Annotated in this window: 19 protein-coding genes; 3 read left to right on the forward strand and 16 right to left on the reverse strand. The window is 45.0% G+C overall.

Annotation, left to right across the window (positions count from 1 at the left end):
* The 3 genes from pruA to MHH56_RS28375 are packed head-to-tail and all read right to left on the reverse strand — an operon-like array spanning nucleotide 1 to nucleotide 3,728.
* A complete protein-coding gene (gene pruA, locus MHH56_RS28365) occupies nucleotides 1-1,548 on the reverse strand; it encodes an L-glutamate gamma-semialdehyde dehydrogenase (RefSeq protein WP_339204971.1) in 1,548 nt (515 codons plus the stop codon).
* A 60-nt stretch (nucleotides 1,549-1,608) separates the two neighbouring features.
* Nucleotides 1,609-2,511, reverse strand: coding sequence for an arginase (gene rocF, locus MHH56_RS28370; RefSeq protein ID WP_339204972.1), 903 nt, complete (start codon nucleotides 2,509-2,511; stop codon nucleotides 1,609-1,611).
* Between the two features lie 5 nt (nucleotides 2,512-2,516).
* Nucleotides 2,517-3,728 carry an ornithine--oxo-acid transaminase gene (locus MHH56_RS28375; protein ID WP_339204973.1) on the reverse strand — a complete coding sequence of 404 codons (1,212 nt, stop codon included), beginning with the start codon at nucleotides 3,726-3,728 and terminating at the stop codon, nucleotides 2,517-2,519.
* A gap of 169 nt (nucleotides 3,729-3,897) precedes the next feature.
* Between MHH56_RS28375 and MHH56_RS28380 the strand changes: the two genes are divergently transcribed.
* Nucleotides 3,898-4,209, forward strand: coding sequence for a hypothetical protein (locus tag MHH56_RS28380; protein ID WP_339204974.1), 312 nt, complete (start codon nucleotides 3,898-3,900; stop codon nucleotides 4,207-4,209).
* Here MHH56_RS28380 and MHH56_RS28385 read toward each other — a convergent pair.
* From MHH56_RS28385 to MHH56_RS28400, 4 genes are all read right to left on the reverse strand, one after another.
* On the reverse strand, nucleotides 4,202-5,170 hold the full coding sequence (locus tag MHH56_RS28385; RefSeq protein ID WP_339204975.1) for an aminoglycoside phosphotransferase family protein: 969 nt from the start codon (nucleotides 5,168-5,170) through the stop codon (nucleotides 4,202-4,204). The genes MHH56_RS28380 and MHH56_RS28385 overlap by 8 nt on opposite strands.
* Nucleotides 5,171-5,301: 131 nt before the next feature.
* On the reverse strand, nucleotides 5,302-5,598 hold the full coding sequence (locus MHH56_RS28390) for a DUF6509 family protein (protein ID WP_339204976.1): 297 nt from the start codon (nucleotides 5,596-5,598) through the stop codon (nucleotides 5,302-5,304).
* A gap of 109 nt (nucleotides 5,599-5,707) precedes the next feature.
* Nucleotides 5,708-6,640 carry a manganese-dependent inorganic pyrophosphatase gene (locus tag MHH56_RS28395; protein ID WP_339204977.1) on the reverse strand — a complete coding sequence of 311 codons (933 nt, stop codon included), beginning with the start codon at nucleotides 6,638-6,640 and terminating at the stop codon, nucleotides 5,708-5,710.
* 255 nt (nucleotides 6,641-6,895) lie between these two features.
* Nucleotides 6,896-7,468, reverse strand: a complete 573-nt coding sequence (locus MHH56_RS28400; RefSeq protein WP_339204978.1) for a GNAT family N-acetyltransferase — start codon at nucleotides 7,466-7,468, stop codon at nucleotides 6,896-6,898.
* A gap of 540 nt (nucleotides 7,469-8,008) precedes the next feature.
* Between MHH56_RS28400 and MHH56_RS28405 the strand changes: the two genes are divergently transcribed.
* Nucleotides 8,009-8,194: an anthrone oxygenase family protein gene (locus MHH56_RS28405; protein WP_339204979.1), complete on the forward strand. Its 186-nt coding sequence runs from the start codon at nucleotides 8,009-8,011 to the stop codon at nucleotides 8,192-8,194.
* Nucleotides 8,195-8,203: 9 nt separating this feature from the next.
* Here the strand turns inward: MHH56_RS28405 and MHH56_RS28410 are convergent, their stop codons facing one another.
* The 4 genes from MHH56_RS28410 to MHH56_RS28425 form a co-directional block, all read right to left on the reverse strand.
* Entirely contained in the window at nucleotides 8,204-8,659 is a 456-nt protein-coding gene (locus MHH56_RS28410; protein WP_339204980.1) for a GNAT family N-acetyltransferase, read from the reverse strand.
* 324 nt (nucleotides 8,660-8,983) lie between these two features.
* Entirely contained in the window at nucleotides 8,984-9,877 is an 894-nt protein-coding gene (locus MHH56_RS28415; protein WP_339204981.1) for a sugar phosphate isomerase/epimerase family protein, read from the reverse strand.
* Nucleotides 9,878-9,896: 19 nt separating this feature from the next.
* Nucleotides 9,897-10,754: a sugar phosphate isomerase/epimerase gene (locus tag MHH56_RS28420; protein WP_339204982.1), complete on the reverse strand. Its 858-nt coding sequence runs from the start codon at nucleotides 10,752-10,754 to the stop codon at nucleotides 9,897-9,899.
* Nucleotides 10,751-11,809 carry a Gfo/Idh/MocA family oxidoreductase gene (locus tag MHH56_RS28425; RefSeq protein WP_339204983.1) on the reverse strand — a complete coding sequence of 353 codons (1,059 nt, stop codon included), beginning with the start codon at nucleotides 11,807-11,809 and terminating at the stop codon, nucleotides 10,751-10,753. The genes MHH56_RS28420 and MHH56_RS28425 overlap by 4 nt, the downstream gene beginning before the upstream one ends.
* A gap of 173 nt (nucleotides 11,810-11,982) precedes the next feature.
* Here MHH56_RS28425 and MHH56_RS28430 point away from each other — a divergent pair, with 173 nt between their 5' ends.
* Nucleotides 11,983-12,819 (forward strand): AraC family transcriptional regulator, encoded by an 837-nt coding sequence (locus MHH56_RS28430; RefSeq protein ID WP_339209758.1) that lies wholly within the window; start codon nucleotides 11,983-11,985, stop codon nucleotides 12,817-12,819.
* Nucleotides 12,820-12,831: 12 nt separating this feature from the next.
* On the opposite strand, the gene MHH56_RS28435 is transcribed toward MHH56_RS28430, so the two are convergent.
* From MHH56_RS28435 to pyrE, 5 genes are all read right to left on the reverse strand, one after another.
* Nucleotides 12,832-13,131 carry a hypothetical protein gene (locus MHH56_RS28435; protein WP_339204984.1) on the reverse strand — a complete coding sequence of 100 codons (300 nt, stop codon included), beginning with the start codon at nucleotides 13,129-13,131 and terminating at the stop codon, nucleotides 12,832-12,834.
* Between the two features lie 16 nt (nucleotides 13,132-13,147).
* Complete coding sequence (locus MHH56_RS28440) at nucleotides 13,148-13,813, reverse strand: ribonuclease H family protein (RefSeq protein WP_339204985.1); 666 nt, start codon at nucleotides 13,811-13,813, stop codon at nucleotides 13,148-13,150.
* A 123-nt stretch (nucleotides 13,814-13,936) separates the two neighbouring features.
* Entirely contained in the window at nucleotides 13,937-15,169 is a 1,233-nt protein-coding gene (locus tag MHH56_RS28445) for a glycosyltransferase family 39 protein (protein ID WP_339204986.1), read from the reverse strand.
* A gap of 201 nt (nucleotides 15,170-15,370) precedes the next feature.
* On the reverse strand, nucleotides 15,371-16,123 hold the full coding sequence (locus MHH56_RS28450) for a methylenetetrahydrofolate reductase (protein WP_339204987.1): 753 nt from the start codon (nucleotides 16,121-16,123) through the stop codon (nucleotides 15,371-15,373).
* 168 nt (nucleotides 16,124-16,291) lie between these two features.
* Nucleotides 16,292-16,822: an orotate phosphoribosyltransferase gene (gene pyrE, locus MHH56_RS28455; protein ID WP_339204988.1), complete on the reverse strand. Its 531-nt coding sequence runs from the start codon at nucleotides 16,820-16,822 to the stop codon at nucleotides 16,292-16,294.
* Nucleotides 16,823-17,034 lie beyond the last annotated feature (212 nt).

The following is a 17,034-nucleotide window of genomic DNA, read 5'->3' on the forward strand; positions in this document are numbered from 1 at the left end:
TTAGAATTTTTCTGATACAACCTTCGCCTGCGTGAAGAGCAGCAAATAATCACGCCCGCCCGCCTTCGAATCCGTACCTGACATATTAAATCCGCCAAAAGGATGGACGCCAACTAAGGCCCCCGTACACTTACGGTTAAAATAAAGATTGCCGACATGAAACTGCTCGCGGGCCTGCTCCAATTTGCTGCGGTTCCGCGAGATGACGGCACCCGTCAGCCCATAATCGGTGTTATTCGCGATAGCAAGCGCTTCGTCAAAGCTTCCCGCTTTAATAAACGCGAGTACCGGCCCGAATATTTCCTCTTGCGCGATGCGGGCAAGCGGAGCGACATCCTTAATGATTGTAGGTTCAATGAAATAACCGCTACTATCTCCAATTTTGCCGCCATGCACGATGATTCCTTCGCTGCGCCCGACCTCGATATATTTTAAAATGCTCATGTAGGCTCGCTCGTCAATGACCGGTCCAACGTAAGTAGACTGCTCGCTTGCTTTCCCAAGCTTTAGCCGTTTTGTTCGTTCAACAACCTTATCAATAACCTCGTCATAGACGAGTTCATGCACAACAGCACGCGAGCAGGCCGAGCATTTCTGTCCAGCATAACCGAAAGCGGATGCTGTAATCGCATCGGCCGCCAGCTCAAGATCCGCCTCCGCATCAACAATAATCGTATCCTTGCCGCCCATCTCTGCAACGATGCGCTTCAACCATTTCTGATCCGGCTGGCCGATAGAGGCTTTCTCGTTAATACGCAGGCCTACCTCCCTTGACCCCGTAAAGCATATAAAGCGGGTTAATGGATGCTCCACCAAAAAATCACCCACCTCATTTCCCGCGCCGGGCAAGAAATTCACAACACCGTCAGGCAGCCCTGCCTCCTCCAGCAGCTCAACAAATTTCGCCGCGATAACAGCCGTCGCGCTGGCCGGCTTTAATACTACCGTATTGCCGGCAACAACCGCCGCCATAGTCATGCCCGCCATAATCGCAAGCGGAAAATTCCATGGCGGAATAATAACGCCAACGCCAAGCGGGATATAGACTAGCTCATTATCCTCGCCTGATACAGCAACAATAGGCTGACGCTCTGCAAGCCGTTCCATCTCCCGCCCATAATACTCCAAAAAATCGATGGCTTCAGCTGTATCTCCGTCGGCCTCCGCCCAGCTCTTGCCCGCTTCATAAACGAGCCAAGCAGAGAACTCGTGCTTACGCCTTCGCAGTAACGTCGCTGCTTTATACAATACTCTCGCCCTCGCAGAAGGCGTCACTTTTTTCCAATGCTCGAAAGCCTCTGCGGCGGCAAGTATAGCTTTATGCGCAAGCTCGGAATCCGCCTGTGAGACGATTCCTACAAGCTGCCCAACATCAGAGGGATTGATTGATTTCCGCTTTTGAATCGTCTCGATGCGGTCGGCACCAATCCTTAGAAAATACTCTTGGCCCAGCTCCAGTTCAACTTTGCGCAGCGCCTCCTGAAAATCATTAATATGGTCGAGTACCGAAAAATCGGTAAATGGTTCGTTCTGATATGGCTCCCGCATAGCTCAGTTCCTCCTGCTCATTCGAATCTTTGCTAGTCGTTTGAGGCTCTTTCCCTTGCTTCACAAAATCTGTTCGCCGAGCAGCGAGCCAATTAGCTCCACCGCAAGTTTAGCCGTCTGGTCATTATGGTCGAGGCTTGGGTTAACTTCCACAACTTCGGCTGATGTTACCAGATCCGATTGATAAAGAAGCTCAAGTGCAAGATGCGCTTCACGGTAGCTGAGCCCGCCCCTGACAGGTGTGCCCGTACCCGGTGCCTCAACCGGATCAAGGCTATCAATGTCAAAGCTGACGTGGACGCCATCAGTCGTTTGCTTAAGCTGCTGTATCACCTTCTCCATCACGCGAGCAATACCAAGGCGATCAATATCATGCATGGTATAACAAGCGATGCCTAAAGATCGGATATAGGCCTTCTCGCCGGAATCAAGCGATCTGGCTCCGACAATCGCGACATGCTCTGGCTTTATTTTGGGCGAAAATCCTCTTAAATTCGTTAACAAAGGAATGCCTCTGCCAAGGCTGATGCCAAGCGACATCCCATGTATATTGCCTGAGGGACTTGTATCCTCCGAATTCAAATCCGAATGCGCATCAAACCAAATGACTCCAAGATTTTTAAAATGCTCGGCTAAGCCAGCAATCGTCCCAATGGAAATGCTATGATCTCCGCCTAGCACTAACGGGAATTCCCTTGCCGCAACGATCTCCGATACGCGCTCAGACAATCGGCTGGTCACTTCGTGCACCTCAGACAAATGTTTGGCATTTACGGATTGAAGCGGCGGTATTGGAGTGACTAAGCCAATCTCGCCCGCTAACCGATGCGGGATGTGAAGCTCCGCCAGCTTGCGGCTAAGCTCTGCCGCCTGCAATATATGCGCTGGACCAAGCTCCGCACCGGGATTCCCTGCCCCTTTCCCAAAAGGAACAGCAACGATTGCCACCTGTTGAATGCTCATCGCCGTCACGCTCCTGCCTGTATGCTATTCGCGAAGACCGTTTGAATTTGTTCGAAGGCAAAGTCGAGCTCCTCTTCCGTGATGATGAGCGGCGGTGCCAACCGAATGACATGCTCATGCGTTTCCTTGCAAAGCAGTCCCAGCTCCATCAGCTTCTCGCAATAAGGCCTTGCAGGCGTCGAAAGCACAATGGCGATGAACAATCCGCGTCCTCTAATTTCAACAATGTCCGGATGGCGCAATGTAGCAAGCTTGCTCATCAAATACTGCCCCAACAGCTGTGAGCGGTCCGTCAGCCCTTCCTCTTCGGTTACTTCAAGCGCTGCAATCGCAACAGCGCAGCTAAGCGGATTTCCTCCAAAGGTTGAACCATGAGAGCCCGGCTCGAATACATCCATAATGCTCCCGTTCGCGGCGATAGCCGATACAGGCATGACCCCTCCACCCAGCGCTTTCCCCATAATATAAATATCAGGAATGACATTTTCCCAATCGCATGCGAATTTTCGTCCTGTACGCCCGAAGCCGGTTTGAATCTCATCTGCCACAAGCAGCACCTGCTGTTCTGCACATAGCTGAGCAACAGCAGCAAGAAATCCATTCGGAGGAATCCGAATGCCCGCCTCGCCTTGAATCGGCTCAATCAATATCGCAGCGGTATTCGGCTGCATCACCGCCTTCACTGCCTCCAGGTCGCCATATGGAACAACACGAAATCCAGGTGTAAAGGGGCCATAACCTTGCTTATATTCCTCCGTTGAGGAGAAAGACGTCAGTGTCAGCGTTCTGCCATGGAAATTGCCCTCAAAAGCGATGATTTCAGCTTGATCATTCGGTATTTGCTTGACGCCGTAAGCCCAGCGACGTACAGCTTTGATCGCCGTCTCAACTGCCTCTGCCCCTGTATTCATAGGAAGAATTCGTTCCTTGCCGGTATAGGCTGCCAGCTTCTCGCAAAACGCACCAAGTGCCTCATTATGAAAAGCTCGTGATGTAATCGTGACCTTATCCGCCTGCTCCTTTAACGCTCTAATGATCCGAGGATGTCGATGCCCTTGATTCAATGCCGAATAAGCGCTCAACATATCCATGTAGCGCGCACCTTCTGAATCCTGCACCCATACGCCCTCTGCGCTGCTAATCACAATCGGCAGGGGATGATAATTATGGGCGCCAAATTGCTCTGCCAGCTCAATATCCTTATTTGCCCTGTTCATCACCTGCTCCTCTCTGCATGCACCGCAAAAAATAGCTGTTTTTGAATTTTATGCGGTTAAGGGGCGACAAATAACAAAGGGAACCGAGGATAGGCTTAAAGTAACAATTTCACTTGTACAAATCCGCGAGGCTTGCTTTAATAATATTTGGGGGAAAGGGGATTGAGTGATGAAAAACAAAAAGGTTTTTCTTACAATGCTGATTAGCCAAATCTTGTTTGGATTGTTTACGATCGTTTGGCTTTTTGTCGCGTTAATGTCTGTTATGATGTTCGACTCGCCAGGTTCAGAAAATCTATTCTGGCCTGTGCTTTTATTCATTGTGATTTGGCTTTATCCGGTAGCTCTTATTTTGTCCATTATTGTAAGCTGGGTGCTTTATCGGTTCAACAAAATGAAAATAGCGGTTACCATCGCAATGGTACCGCTCATTTGGGTGCTGCCTCTTTTCGGTTTTTTAATCTATGCCAATGTCAGCTGATCGATGACATGGCTAAAAAACGTTGCCAGCCCTGCTCCATATTATTGCGTGTCCATTGCAGATGATTAACATCCTCATACTGCCGGAATGAGCACTCTATACAAATAATAAGATCCAAATAAAGATCATAGAGTGCTCTGCGCCCACGTTCTGCCGTAGTCAGCTGCGTTATTCCATAACCTTCAAGGAACGCAGCCGTGTTACAGAAGTGACTAAAATAATGCTCCATTAGTGGATCGCCCCAAAGTGCACGCTCAAAATCAATAATTCCTGTAATCGCTCCGTCTTTTATAAAAACATTGCCGTCCCATAAATCCCAATGAATGAGCCTCGGTTCCGTTACTTCATCCAGCACGCCAAGCCTACGCGCAACCTCGCTTCGAATCGTATCGTATTCCTCAGTCAGCCGCACACCTTCACTTTCGCCATCTGCAAGCACGCCAAGCAACAGGCTGTGAAAAGCCTCTCTCCATGTGCGATTCGCTTCATTGTTAGCCGCATATAAGCTAAATCGCTCTCCGTGAATTTCATTTAATTGACGGTTATAGATACCTAGCTGATAATCGATCTGATTACGCTGCTCATCGGTCAGGCGATCCTTCACTTTGTTATAAGGTTCGCCATCCAGCATCTCCATAATGAAATACTCGCAGTTTACGATCGATTCCGAAGCATCATGGACATAAACAGCCGGTACTGGAATCACGCCCATTTGCTTCACCAATCGCAGCACCTCAACCTCTGCTTTCATCAAACCTTGCTCATAGCTCATCAGTTTCGCAGACGCTAGCGGCGCCGCTTTCACGATAATTAATCGCCCGTCATCCAGCATGACTTGATAGGCTGCGTTCGCCCATCCATCCGTAAGTTCTTTAACAGCAATGGCAGCTTGTCCAAAAGCTTTCGATGTAATCGCTGTCATTTCACTTTCTGACAGCTTCCTCTTTATTCCGCTATCCATCGTTTCTCATCCCCTATACATGGATTTCGCAACTGCTGCGGCAGGCTATGCGCAATAGAGCTAATAATTAGCTCTATTGGCACAGATGGTATACTGAATTATGTATTATAATTCAACTGCTAAAAGGCTGTTTATTCCTCCGACTTGTCAAAATGCTCCTGACAAAACGCCAGTACCATCTTCTCTTCATCCTCTTCCAGCTCAAAATCAATGTACTTATTGGAGGAAGTGGTTAGAAATTCATACTTTGCGATGCGGGCTGTATCCTCTTCGATCACATAAATGACACGGAGCGTCACGCCCTCGTCATGATAAAGCTCATCATCATCCGCTACATCCAGATCGAGAATGAACTCATACCTCTTTCCTGACAAAATGCCAAACGGGTCCTTCATTAATTCAGCGCTATATTCTGTTACAGTAAACATGTCATCCGCTCCTTCTTCTCTAGTATAGCAAAACAAAAGCAGCCTGAAACTTGAAATCCAAGCTTCAGACTGCTATTTTTTTGGCAAACGGCTGCTGCCTCGCTGTTTCTTACAGGCTGCTTAGCGTTTCTGTAAGAACAGGTACGATTTGCGATTTGCGGGAAACAACGCCTTTGAGTACCGCTTTATTGTCTACCAACGTTACGTTGTAAGCTTTCTCAACCGCGTGAGCTTGAACGCCAAGTGCAAGCGCTACGGAATCATTGTTCAAAATGTCCGTTACAACAAGCACAAACAGATCAAGACCTTTTGTTGCAATAATATCGTTAAGTGCTGCTTCCAGCTCCGCTTGGCGAGAAATAACATCGTTTGTATCAACCGCGTTTACTTGCGCGATTTCTACTTTGTAGCTACCCATTGCGAATTCTTTCGCATCTAGGGAAATCAGCTGTGCAATCGTTTTGTCGCTAAGATCCGCGCCTGCTTTAAGCATGTCCAGACCATAGCTTTCTGCATTAACGCCAGCGATTTCAGCAAGCTCGCGAGCGGCTGCTACATCTTGCTCCGTGCAAGTTGGCGATTTGAACAGCAAGGAATCAGAAATGATAGCAGACAGCATAAGGCCAGCAATTTCTTTGCGGATTTCAACGCCGTTCTCTTTGTACAATTTATTCAAAATCGTCGCTGTGCAGCCTACAGGCTCAGCGCGGAAATATACAGGGTGGCTTGTCTCGAAATTAGCAATACGGTGGTGATCGATTACTTCAAGTACACGTACGCTGTCGATATCGTTTGCGGATTGTTGACGCTCGTTATGATCGACCAAAATAACAGTGTCAGTCTCGTCAGCAACATTCTCGATCAAACGAGGAGCTGGAATGCCGAAATAATCAAGAGCGTATTGTGTTTCGCCATTAACGTCCCCAAGGCGAATCGCCTCAACGTCAGCACCTAGCTTTGTTTTTAGCTCAGCGTATGCGATCGCTGATGTAATCGTGTCGGTATCCGGGTTTTTGTGCCCGAAAATAAGCGTTTTAGTCATTTCGAGTACTCCTTAAAAGTTATTTTTCGGCTGGACCAAACAGTCATTAACGGCCCATGTCCTTTTGTAAATGCTATACTAAAAACCATTATAGCTTTAAGTGCTCTTTATTCCTATACCTTTACACTGAATTAAATTATAAAATTTGTGAATGATGTATTGGCTGCACGATAAAATGCTGTTGATGTTCGATGAATTTTAACAAAACGAAAGGACTGCCCGCTGGCAGCCCATTCATTTTCCGTTTTTCAACTATCACTTTTTAAGCTTGTAATAACTGTATTCCCTATTTTCAATAACGATATTGTTTTGAAATTCAAAACCGCATTTTAGGATCACTTTATTCGATGGTACGTTGCGTATCTGAGCGATAGCCACGAGCTCCTCGACATTCGTATTTTCGAACAAATACTGAATCAATCCGTTTGCAGCTTGAGTCGTGTAACCCTTATTTCTATGATCATTTGAAATCCCATAAAAAATCTCTCTGTTGGGCGGCGATATTTTATCCAATATTCCTGTCCCGCAAACACCGATAAATTTGCCAGTATCTCTGGATATTATACTCAGTCGCAGCCGCAGCTCTCCTATATCACCATCGTTGGATACCTCTTCTAAAAAACGCAGGTTTTCTGGTATTTCATAATGGTTGAACCAGTCTGCCCTTTGTTCCTTAGAAACATTCCAATCCAGCAAAAATTCATGAAAATGAGGCTGCCAAGTGAGATTATGCAGAGCATCTAAATCCTCGACCTGATACTCTCTCAAAATAATATCTTTGCACGCTATAGTTAAAATGCTATTACCTGTATTTTGTGAATGACTCATCGATATCCTCCTAATGTATAGAAGGAATACAAAGCAGAATATTGAGAAGCATCATAAATCACAAAAAAAGCAGCAAATCACAAGGATTCGCCGCATGATGTGATGTATAACACACTTTGCTTTGTTTCCTTGTAATAGTAAAAATAGAATTGTGGATTAAACTATTACAAAGTAACTGGCATAGTGTTGATTCCCCTTCCAAATATAACCTGATAGAAATTGTAGCAAAATTAAAGCTCAAAGACAATAAAATACACAGAATCTATCTGTGCAGGCAAACTATTTCTGACCGGACTTCGAATATAATGTGCAGCCGCTAACTTATTTACTTCTTGCCGCAGGCGCAGTTCTACTATTTGTTCTTCGCTGGCGTACTGAGCGACGAGCAGATTTGCTCGTGTAACAGGTATGATCGATCTAACTGTTAGTTAAGATGCTGAGGCAGCCTAGAATTGAAAAGAAATACTTAGGCTGCCTCAGCCATAAAAAAAATAGGCTTTACAACAAAATGGAAATATATTCCCGCTGCAACCTATTTGCTTGCCGGCAGCTAATGTATTTAACGTACCTTTAAACGATATGCTTGCCTCAGCAGATCCAAGTGTTGCAGGCCCCGAATTATGGACGCGTTATGTTGCCAGCTGGACGCCATGGAATCATGTGCGAACCATTTCCACCCTTGCGTCGTTGGTTTGTTTTATTATAGAGTTCCGACATTCGGGCTAAAGGCTGTACTTAAAGTTTTTTTTCAAAACAAAGGCTTGAATCGCACGCAACATATTCACCATATCTATCAATTTCATAATAATGATGTTTTTTATAGAAATGAAGCGCTTCTGGCTGAGGAGCCCCTGCTTCCAAACGAATATATTGATAATTCATATCCTTCGCTCTGGCTTCTAAATCATTCAAAACCTGTGCGGCTATGCCGTTCCTTCTAAATTCGGGGCTGACATAAAATCGTTTTAATTCTATATACTCCTCATCCAGCGGTTTTATGGCTCCACATCCAACCGGTTCCCCTTGCTCGTATGCGACCACAAATACAATTTGCTCAATCCCTGGATCATTAAAATCTACTGTAAATACTTCCTCTGCCGTATATCTTTGCGCTAAATCCTCATCCAGCTTCTGAATAAGCCTATGTAAATCTGTATCGGTATGTGATACTTGTACAATTTTCACTGCCATTTCTGCACGTCCTCTAGTTTGAATGGTTTACATGATTATCAATCGATGGTACTCCGTCCTCTATTATTTTACCGAATTCGCTTCACCCTTGCCAACTTAAAGCTAACTGCAAAAGTCAAAAAAGCTCTCATGGACTAAGCCATGAGAGCTTTCTTTTGGGCGGTTTCATGAGATTTTCGCTTAAATCTACATCACACATTCATCTCAAACCGATGACTAACCTCTTATTTGCCGCCGTGCAGCCAGACGGTTTGCCTTCCAGCTGGACTGCTTACAGCCAATAATTCATCTGTAGAGAACGATTGAGGATGCTCCATGCTTGTTTTATTGTCCTTTAAAAGCTTTCAAAAACTGAACGGCTTTGCTAATATCCGCTTCTGGACTCGTACCAACCTCACGCTCGATCGTCAGATATCCTGTATAGCCAATTTCCTGAAGCGCTCGCAAATATGCCGGCCAGTCCACAGTACCATCACCAAGCGGCACTTCGCGGAACGCGGAGCCTGTTTCGGCCATCGCAGCAATTTTTTCATGGTCGAGTGCAACCTCGTAGCCATAATCGCCATAAACGTCGCGCGGATCAACGTCTCCCAGCTTCACGCCGTCCTTCGCATGCGTATGAACGATATAATCCTTAAGCGTGTACACGCCTTGAACAGGATCATCTCCTGTAACCATAACCATGTTGGCAGGGTCAAAGTTAACAGCTACGCCTTTGGTGCCAAGACCATCAAGAAACGACTTCAAATGCGCAGACGTCTCAGGTCCTGTCTCAATCGCAAAATAAGCGTTCATGTCATTCGCGAATCTAGCTAGCTCTTCACATGCCGCATGCATCGTCTCATAAACACGGCTGTTTTTGTCGCTTGGAACGATACCGATATGCGTCGTAATAATGTTTGTTCCAAGCTCCATGCCAAGCTCCATAATCCGTTTGGATTTATCGATTTTCGCACGGTTTTCCGCAGGGTCCTGAAAACCATGGCCGCCCAAATCGCCAACAAGAGCGGAAATATCAAGGCCCAGCCCATCAATATAAGACTTCCATTCTTTTCTTGCAGCTGTGTTCAGGTTAGCAGGGTCCAGCTCGCCATGTACTGCATACATTTGCACGCCATCCGCACCAACCTGCTTCGCTTTAAGCAAACCTTCCTTTACACCAACCTGAAAGCTATCCACGATAACGCCGATTTTGTTCGTAATGATAGGTGATGTCATCTTCGAGTCACTCCTTCGTTTAAATTTCGTTCCATACACGTTTTACGAATTCAAAGCCAAGTCTCGTTCCAAGACGGCAATCTTCCAAGCCTTCAAACTCGATGGAAATATAATCATCATAGCCGCTTTCTTTCACTGCACGCAGTACTTGCGGCATAGCGATGTCACCATGTCCGACGATTGCGCCCCGAAGCCAATTGCCGCCTTTGGATTTAAACCAGCCTTCACCCGGATTTTCGGTAGATGGACGATAGTAGAAATCTTTAATATGGACCATAGAAGCCAGGCTGACATTGTTTTTAACAGCAGCAAGAGGATTCTCATCCACACAAAGGAAGTTCCCGACATCAAGCGTTGTCTTGAAGTTTGGACGATCTACAACCTCAATGAGTGCCTGTACCCGGTCGCTATGTTGTATAAAATAACCGTGATTTTCTACACTTGTTGTAATTCCAAACGTTGCTGCATAATCCGCAACAGCTTGGCAAGCCTTCGCTAGCTTTGGCAGCTCCAACAAGAAGTTCGAAATGGATAGGTTTTGCGATGATGCCACATCATGACGCATCTTCTTCACGCCAAGTGCTGCTGCAATATCCACTTCACGCTTCAAGCGGTCAAGCTCCAGCTCGAATTGCTCTTCATTTAAACCGGAGAAGTTTGCACCTACCGCATAATTCGATATTTCAATACCGCTTTCCTGCGCTTGCTTCTTAATCACTTCGATCAGTTCCGGATTTTCAGTAAGGTTAAAGCCAAGCGGTACTATTTCAACATGCTCTCCTCCAATGGATGCAATATATACGATAACATCCTGTATCGTCATTTCGCCCGTTCTCAGTGCATTATATAAGCTGTATGTGCTGATTCCTAATTTCATAGACGCACTTCCGCTCCTTTTGCTGCGGATTCATAAATGCCGACTAATATCTTCATAATTTCCACGCCATCCGCCACTGGGCTGATTGGCTGTTTTCCGTTAGCAACACAATCAACGAAGTGGTTGATCTCATTTTGGAAAGCGCCAACAAAATCAAAGCCAGCGTGATCCGTCTGCGGATATACGTTTAAGATCGTGTCATTTTGCTCTGTTACAATAACGGTTTCCGGATCGATTTCAAAACCGCCTTTTTCCCCATACAGCTTAACTGTATTTTCATTAGACTTGGCATGCAGCGTGAAGCTGACATCTACGAGCAGCGATGCGCCATTCTCGAAGCGAATAAGTGCATTCGCCAAATCCTCAACTGTGTTTTTCTCCGCATCATAATCCGCCGCTTGGTAGAAGCTTAGGTTTTTTACATTGGCACGATTGCCAAGCTTGCGATACGTATTGGCACTAACGGATACCGGCTTCGGACGTCCCATCAAATACCAGCAAAGATCGATGACGTGTACGCCAATATCAATAAGCGGTCCGCCGCCTGAGCGCTCAATGTCGGAGAACCATCCGCCTGGATTTCCAAGACGTCTGAGCGTTGATGCTTTGGCAAAATAAATTTCACCGAACTCGCCTCTGTCAGCCATCGCACGAATCAATTGTGCACTCGTATCGTATCTGCGGACGAAGCCCACTTGAAGGAGCTTGCCGGATTGCTCTACAGCCTCTTGTACAAGAAGCGCATCTTCAACCGTACGGCAAAGCGGTTTCTCTACGAGCACATGCTTGCCAGCTTTAAGAGCCGCAATGCTGATTTCAGCATGCGTATTGTTCCACGTACAAATGCTGACTGCATCAATAACTGGATCGGCGAGCAGCTCGTGATAATCCGTATAAATTTTTTCGGCGCCATATTTCTCAGCTGCGGCTTTTACGCGCTCTTCATTTAAATCGCAAACCGCGTAAATGTTCGCATTAGGATTTTTCTTATAGGAATCTAGATGAGATGATGAGATAGAGCCTGTTCCAATAACCGCGATTTGTATCGGTTTCATTGCTAATCTCTCCTTATGAATTCTAATAGTAAGGTTTTGCATGTCTACACTTTCGTATTATAATGGTTTCAACCTGCAACTCCATGTAAAGCTGTGCGGTTTGTTTGTACAATTGTGCTATCCTACTGAGGAGGTCTTTCAAGTTGAAAAAATTCGAAGAACTGCGTGAGCCCATGGACATGCCAGACCCTCATTTTCCGATAAAACTGCATCACAACACCTTCGACCAGCAGGGAATGGTCATTTTCCAGCATCATTTTCATGAACATCTTGAATTTTTATATTTTGTGTCGGGCAAAGCCTCGATAGAGTGCGGTTCTACTACGATAACAGCATCCGCTGGCGATCTCATCGTCGTGAACAGCAATGAGCTTCACTACGGAATCAGCCTATCATCAGATTTGTACTACTATGCGCTCATCGCCGACATTTCCTTGCTGCACAGCCAGTCGGTGGATGCTGCCGAAACGAAGTTCATTACGCCCATTACGCAGAACCGCCTTCTGCTGCAAAATTATATTGGTGACGACAGCAAAGTAACGTCCTGCATGCATGCCATCATCAATGAGCTCGAGCAGCGCGAGTTCGGTTACGAGCTGGCCATAAAATCCGAGCTCTACCGCCTGTTGACGCTGCTGCTTCGCGGTCATGTCGCTACCGTGCTCACCAAAGACGAATATGCAGAGCGTATGAAGAACATTGAGCGCTTCGCGCCTGTCTTCAAGCATATTGAGGACAGCTACAAGGATGAGCTTTCGGTGGACCAGCTGGCAAGCATGGCAAACCTCAGCCGCTACCACTTTAGCCGATTGTTCAAAGAGCTGAGCGGCCATACCGTTACAGAATATATAACGATGACACGGCTCGGCAAAGCCGATTACTTGCTGCGTCATAGTCCGCTTACCGTGTCGGAGGTTGCAACAGCGACAGGCTTCAATGACATTTATTACTTTAGCCGTACGTTCAAAAAACACAAAAAAGTTTCCCCGTCCTCGCTTCGGGGAAACTAATGTTGTTTAATGTTAAACATTTAAATTTTTGTGGTAAAACAGAGTGGCCGCTCGGGCCAGCTCCTTCAGCTTGTCTTCATTCATTTCAGTAAGGTCATAGGCAATAGAGACATTTTCAAAGAAATAGTTCCAATCGCCTGCCTTCTCAATTGCTTCGATTTCTTTTATTAAATGGCCGAAGGTCTCTATTCCTTCAATGCTTATATAGATTCTTGCTAATTCATAGAAACCTTCCGTGTTGCACGCAACACCTGTCATTGTTATACCCACTATAAAGTGTTCAAAATAATGGTCTGGATATTTATCTTCCAATATGCCCCACCGCTCCTCATTTGCGGCCAAAATCCGCTTTGATTTCGCCCCACTCCTCGGTATTCCATTTCAATACCTTATTCGTGTAGGTATGGGTTTGAAGCCACTTCACAGCTTGATCTGTAAGCTCCCAAATTTTCGAAGTCGAAGCATCCCTTTTTAAGGTCGAGGCTACTTTTTTGTTGCGAAGCCAGCTTAGCGCTGTTCTTGAATCACTGTAAACCGTCCTTGTGCTGCCTTTCTCCTTCAAATAGGAAAGAGCATGTACGATAGCAATAAACTCGCCTAAATTATTAGTGCCGTTCGGTACCGGTCCGACGTAAAACAAAATTTCACCTGTCTGCGTGTCTACCCCTTTATACTCGACAGGACCGGGATTTCCACGCGTACCCACGTCAACAGAAATACTATCATAATCAATGGAAGCAGTATCTTCCTGGATCAGTACAGGCTGCTTTACGCTGCTCCTTGTTTTTGCGCTCGAAGCAGCAGCTTTGCCTGAGCCTGTCCCCCAATGACTGCGCCAGCCGTCTTGGAAAGCTTTTTCCGCCAGCTGCTTCGTCTCGAAAGATTTAAACTTCGCATCCTGTACTCCGCTAACCTGCGCTTGGCACTCGGGCCATGAAGTGAATATCCCTGTTTTCTTGCCAACCCATACGACATAATATTTTCCTTTTGCCATTTACCAAAATACCACCTTTGTTAAAGTCCTTATTCATACTTTCATTCCAGCTGCTTATATTCGAATAAAACGCTATATTACATTTAATTCTATCTATTATAAAACGTCCATGCCTTAAAGCAACTATGCTCGATAACCTTCATTCTTATTTGGTCTGCCCTTAGACGTTATAGTACATGAAAGCAAATATCCCAGTCCCAAGAAACAAAGCGGAATCGTCGGATAAAAATATCTTGGCGTAGGCGAGAAGGGTAGATACAGCAGTATGCTAAACACGGCGAGCAATGCAATCATCATATACATCGCATTTCTTCTTTCATGGATAATGATCTTTACGAGTCCACCCAAACCAATGACCATAACGATCATATGCAAAATAGTTATCAGCTTGGACAATAGCTTATTTACTGTTATATATCCTAAACCCGGAAAAATCTCACTAATATAAATTAGCAGCTTGCCCCAGCTGTACCAGCTCAGGTAGGTGAAAAACTCATTGCGGAAACCATTGATGATTCGCTCATAAGCTATTCTCCCCATTTCCGCAGGATCTTGTTTAACGTCAACATGAGGACTCCGTTCAAAAGGATATGAACCCCATAACAACGGATTTCCGGTCTGCTCCGCGAGCAACAGCACCTTATCTAAGGTCATCCAATTGCGAATCCACCAGGGCAGCATCATTGCAGCAAAGCCGATCGTAATAACGGAAATCGCTTTTAGCACCGCTGCCATTCCATATTTTCTGCCGTATACCGCTACACCAGCTAGCAAAACAACTATAAAGGGAACGATCGTTGGCCGGATCAGTACACAAATGCCGAAGACGACACCTAGTGATAGAAACCATCTAAGCTTTGTCTCCTGTGCACACCTCACTAAAAGATAAATAAATAATAGAAAAAATAAACCGTATAACGTTTCCGTTAAAAGATACATTGACGATAAAATAAACGTGGGATGCAATAAATAACAAGCCATCATCAACAGACTAATGCCCGTATAAGCAAACATTTGTCTCGCAATCCTATACATGATAACTGCACATATAAGCTGAATCAATATTTGCAGCGCCTGAATTTGTACGACTGGGGGACGATCTCCCGCATATCCAAATACGGCATAACAGCCAGCCAAAAAAAGAGGATAACCTGGCGTTGTAAACGCATTAGATTTTTCTGAATAAGCATATGGCGCATATCCGTAAACGCCCTCATGAAGTAGCTGCAGCACCATTTTATTATAGCCAACCTCGTCACCCGTCAGCTTTTTATCCCAATCTGTATAATAGCAGCGAAGCAGCAAGCCTAGCACAAGCAATATGGTGAAAATGACCGTTTTGGTTCTGATAGCCATATCGTCTTCAACCCTTTTTTAATATATTGTACGAGATCTTAACTTCCTTACATTTCCAAATGACCACACTTGAACGATTGTAGCATTATTCTAATCTTGCAGCCAATGAAGTTTTTTTCATAAAAACACAAAAAAAGACTGCTCCTCTTGGCATGTTGCCTTTGGAGACAGCCGTCATTTATTTTCCATTCGCATTTTACTTTATACGAGTACTTTACTGAAGATCCCATCAAAATAAGCCTGCAAATCTACTTTTATCGGCATAAAATAAATATGGCTGTTCGTCTTCTTCGTAAACGCTAATGCTTTCCTCGCAAAATCGATATTCCACTCAAGCGTCGGTTGAAAATCAGCAGGGAATACAACATGATTTCTTGTTTCCCAATATTTTTGTGATTTGTCCGATACGACCGGCGATACGCCCCAGAAAATTTCGGAGCCCTTCACCATATCTGAATACTGCTCCATCAAGCTCAGATCAAAAAATGGCTGCGTGAAGAAACCGTCTGCTCCCGCTTCAAGCTTTTTTTGTACATACTCATATTCCTCGTCCATGCTGCCGCGATAAGGATCTATTGCTGAATACACCTTAATATGGGGGTAATCCTTCTTGATCTTGGCGATCAAGTCTAAACAAGTCGTCGGATAAACAACCTTCTCACTATTTTTTGGAACATCGCCGGTTACGACGAGCACCTCAGTAATGTTATGTTTGTCTAAGCGCTCTATGAATTGCAGCGGTTCTACACAGTCGAAGTCCATTGCCCGGATATGGGGAATGCTGGACTCATATAGAGATTTGCATAGGCAGGATGCCTCCCAGCTGCGCAGCTCGAACCTCGTCAAATCAGGAATATTAATTGTATTGATAGCAGGAAACTGTGTTTTAATTAAATCCAGCTCCGCCTTCAGCTGGGCCTCGTCTCTTGGAACCAGCTCTAATGAAATTCTCACCTCATAAGCCCCTTACTCTATATAGAATGAATAGAATCCATGCTCGTCAAGAATATTGCATATTAATACATATTAACGAATTTTAATTCAAATTGCCAATCAATTTAATAGCAGCTTGCTATCATTTTCTCTTATAAAGAGTAGTAATTGCTCAGGTATTACGAAATATTACTTAGTCGAAGCTTGCAATAGCTCATCGATATGGAATAAAGAAATGTAGGTTAATCCCGCCTCTTCGAGATTCCTCCTGCCCAGCGGCTCTCGTTCAATAACCGACATAACGGACTTGATCTCAGCCCCATATTCCCTTAGATCATCCGTGCTGATAAGAATCTGTCCTCCTGTTGTAACCACATCTTCAATAATACAGACCTTTTTCCCTGCTATATCTACTCCTTCAGCAAGTTTACAGGTACCATATTTCTTTGCTTCTTTTCTTACAAATGCAGCAGGTATGCCTGTTTTCAGTGAAAGAGCTGTTGCAATCGGAATTCCGCCCATCTCGAGCCCCGCCAATACTTCGGTATCGCTGGGTACTAACGGAGCCAGTTTCTCTGCAATTTCAGCCAATAGCCTAGGATTGGACTCAAATAAGTATTTATCAAAATAGTGATTCGAAGTTTGACCTGAACGCAGCTTAAACTCTCCCTCTAAATAGGCTGCTTCATAGATTGCTCTCGCCAATTGTTCTCTCATCATTTCTAAAACACTCCTTCGCGTTTTTAAGTATAAAAAAAAACACTAAAGCAGCAATCGCTTTAGTGTTTCACATAAGAATGGAAATATAAAAATGATAATCGAGGTCTTTCCCTAAGCGCCTCTATCATCATCTCCATACCTCCACCCCTTCCAGTCATTCCTATTATTGTAAAGGTGAATTTACCATTTTACAACTAATTTTTCATAGATGG

It is taken from the genome of Paenibacillus sp. FSL K6-3182 (assembly GCF_037976325.1).
Lineage (GTDB): Bacteria > Bacillota > Bacilli > Paenibacillales > Paenibacillaceae > Pristimantibacillus.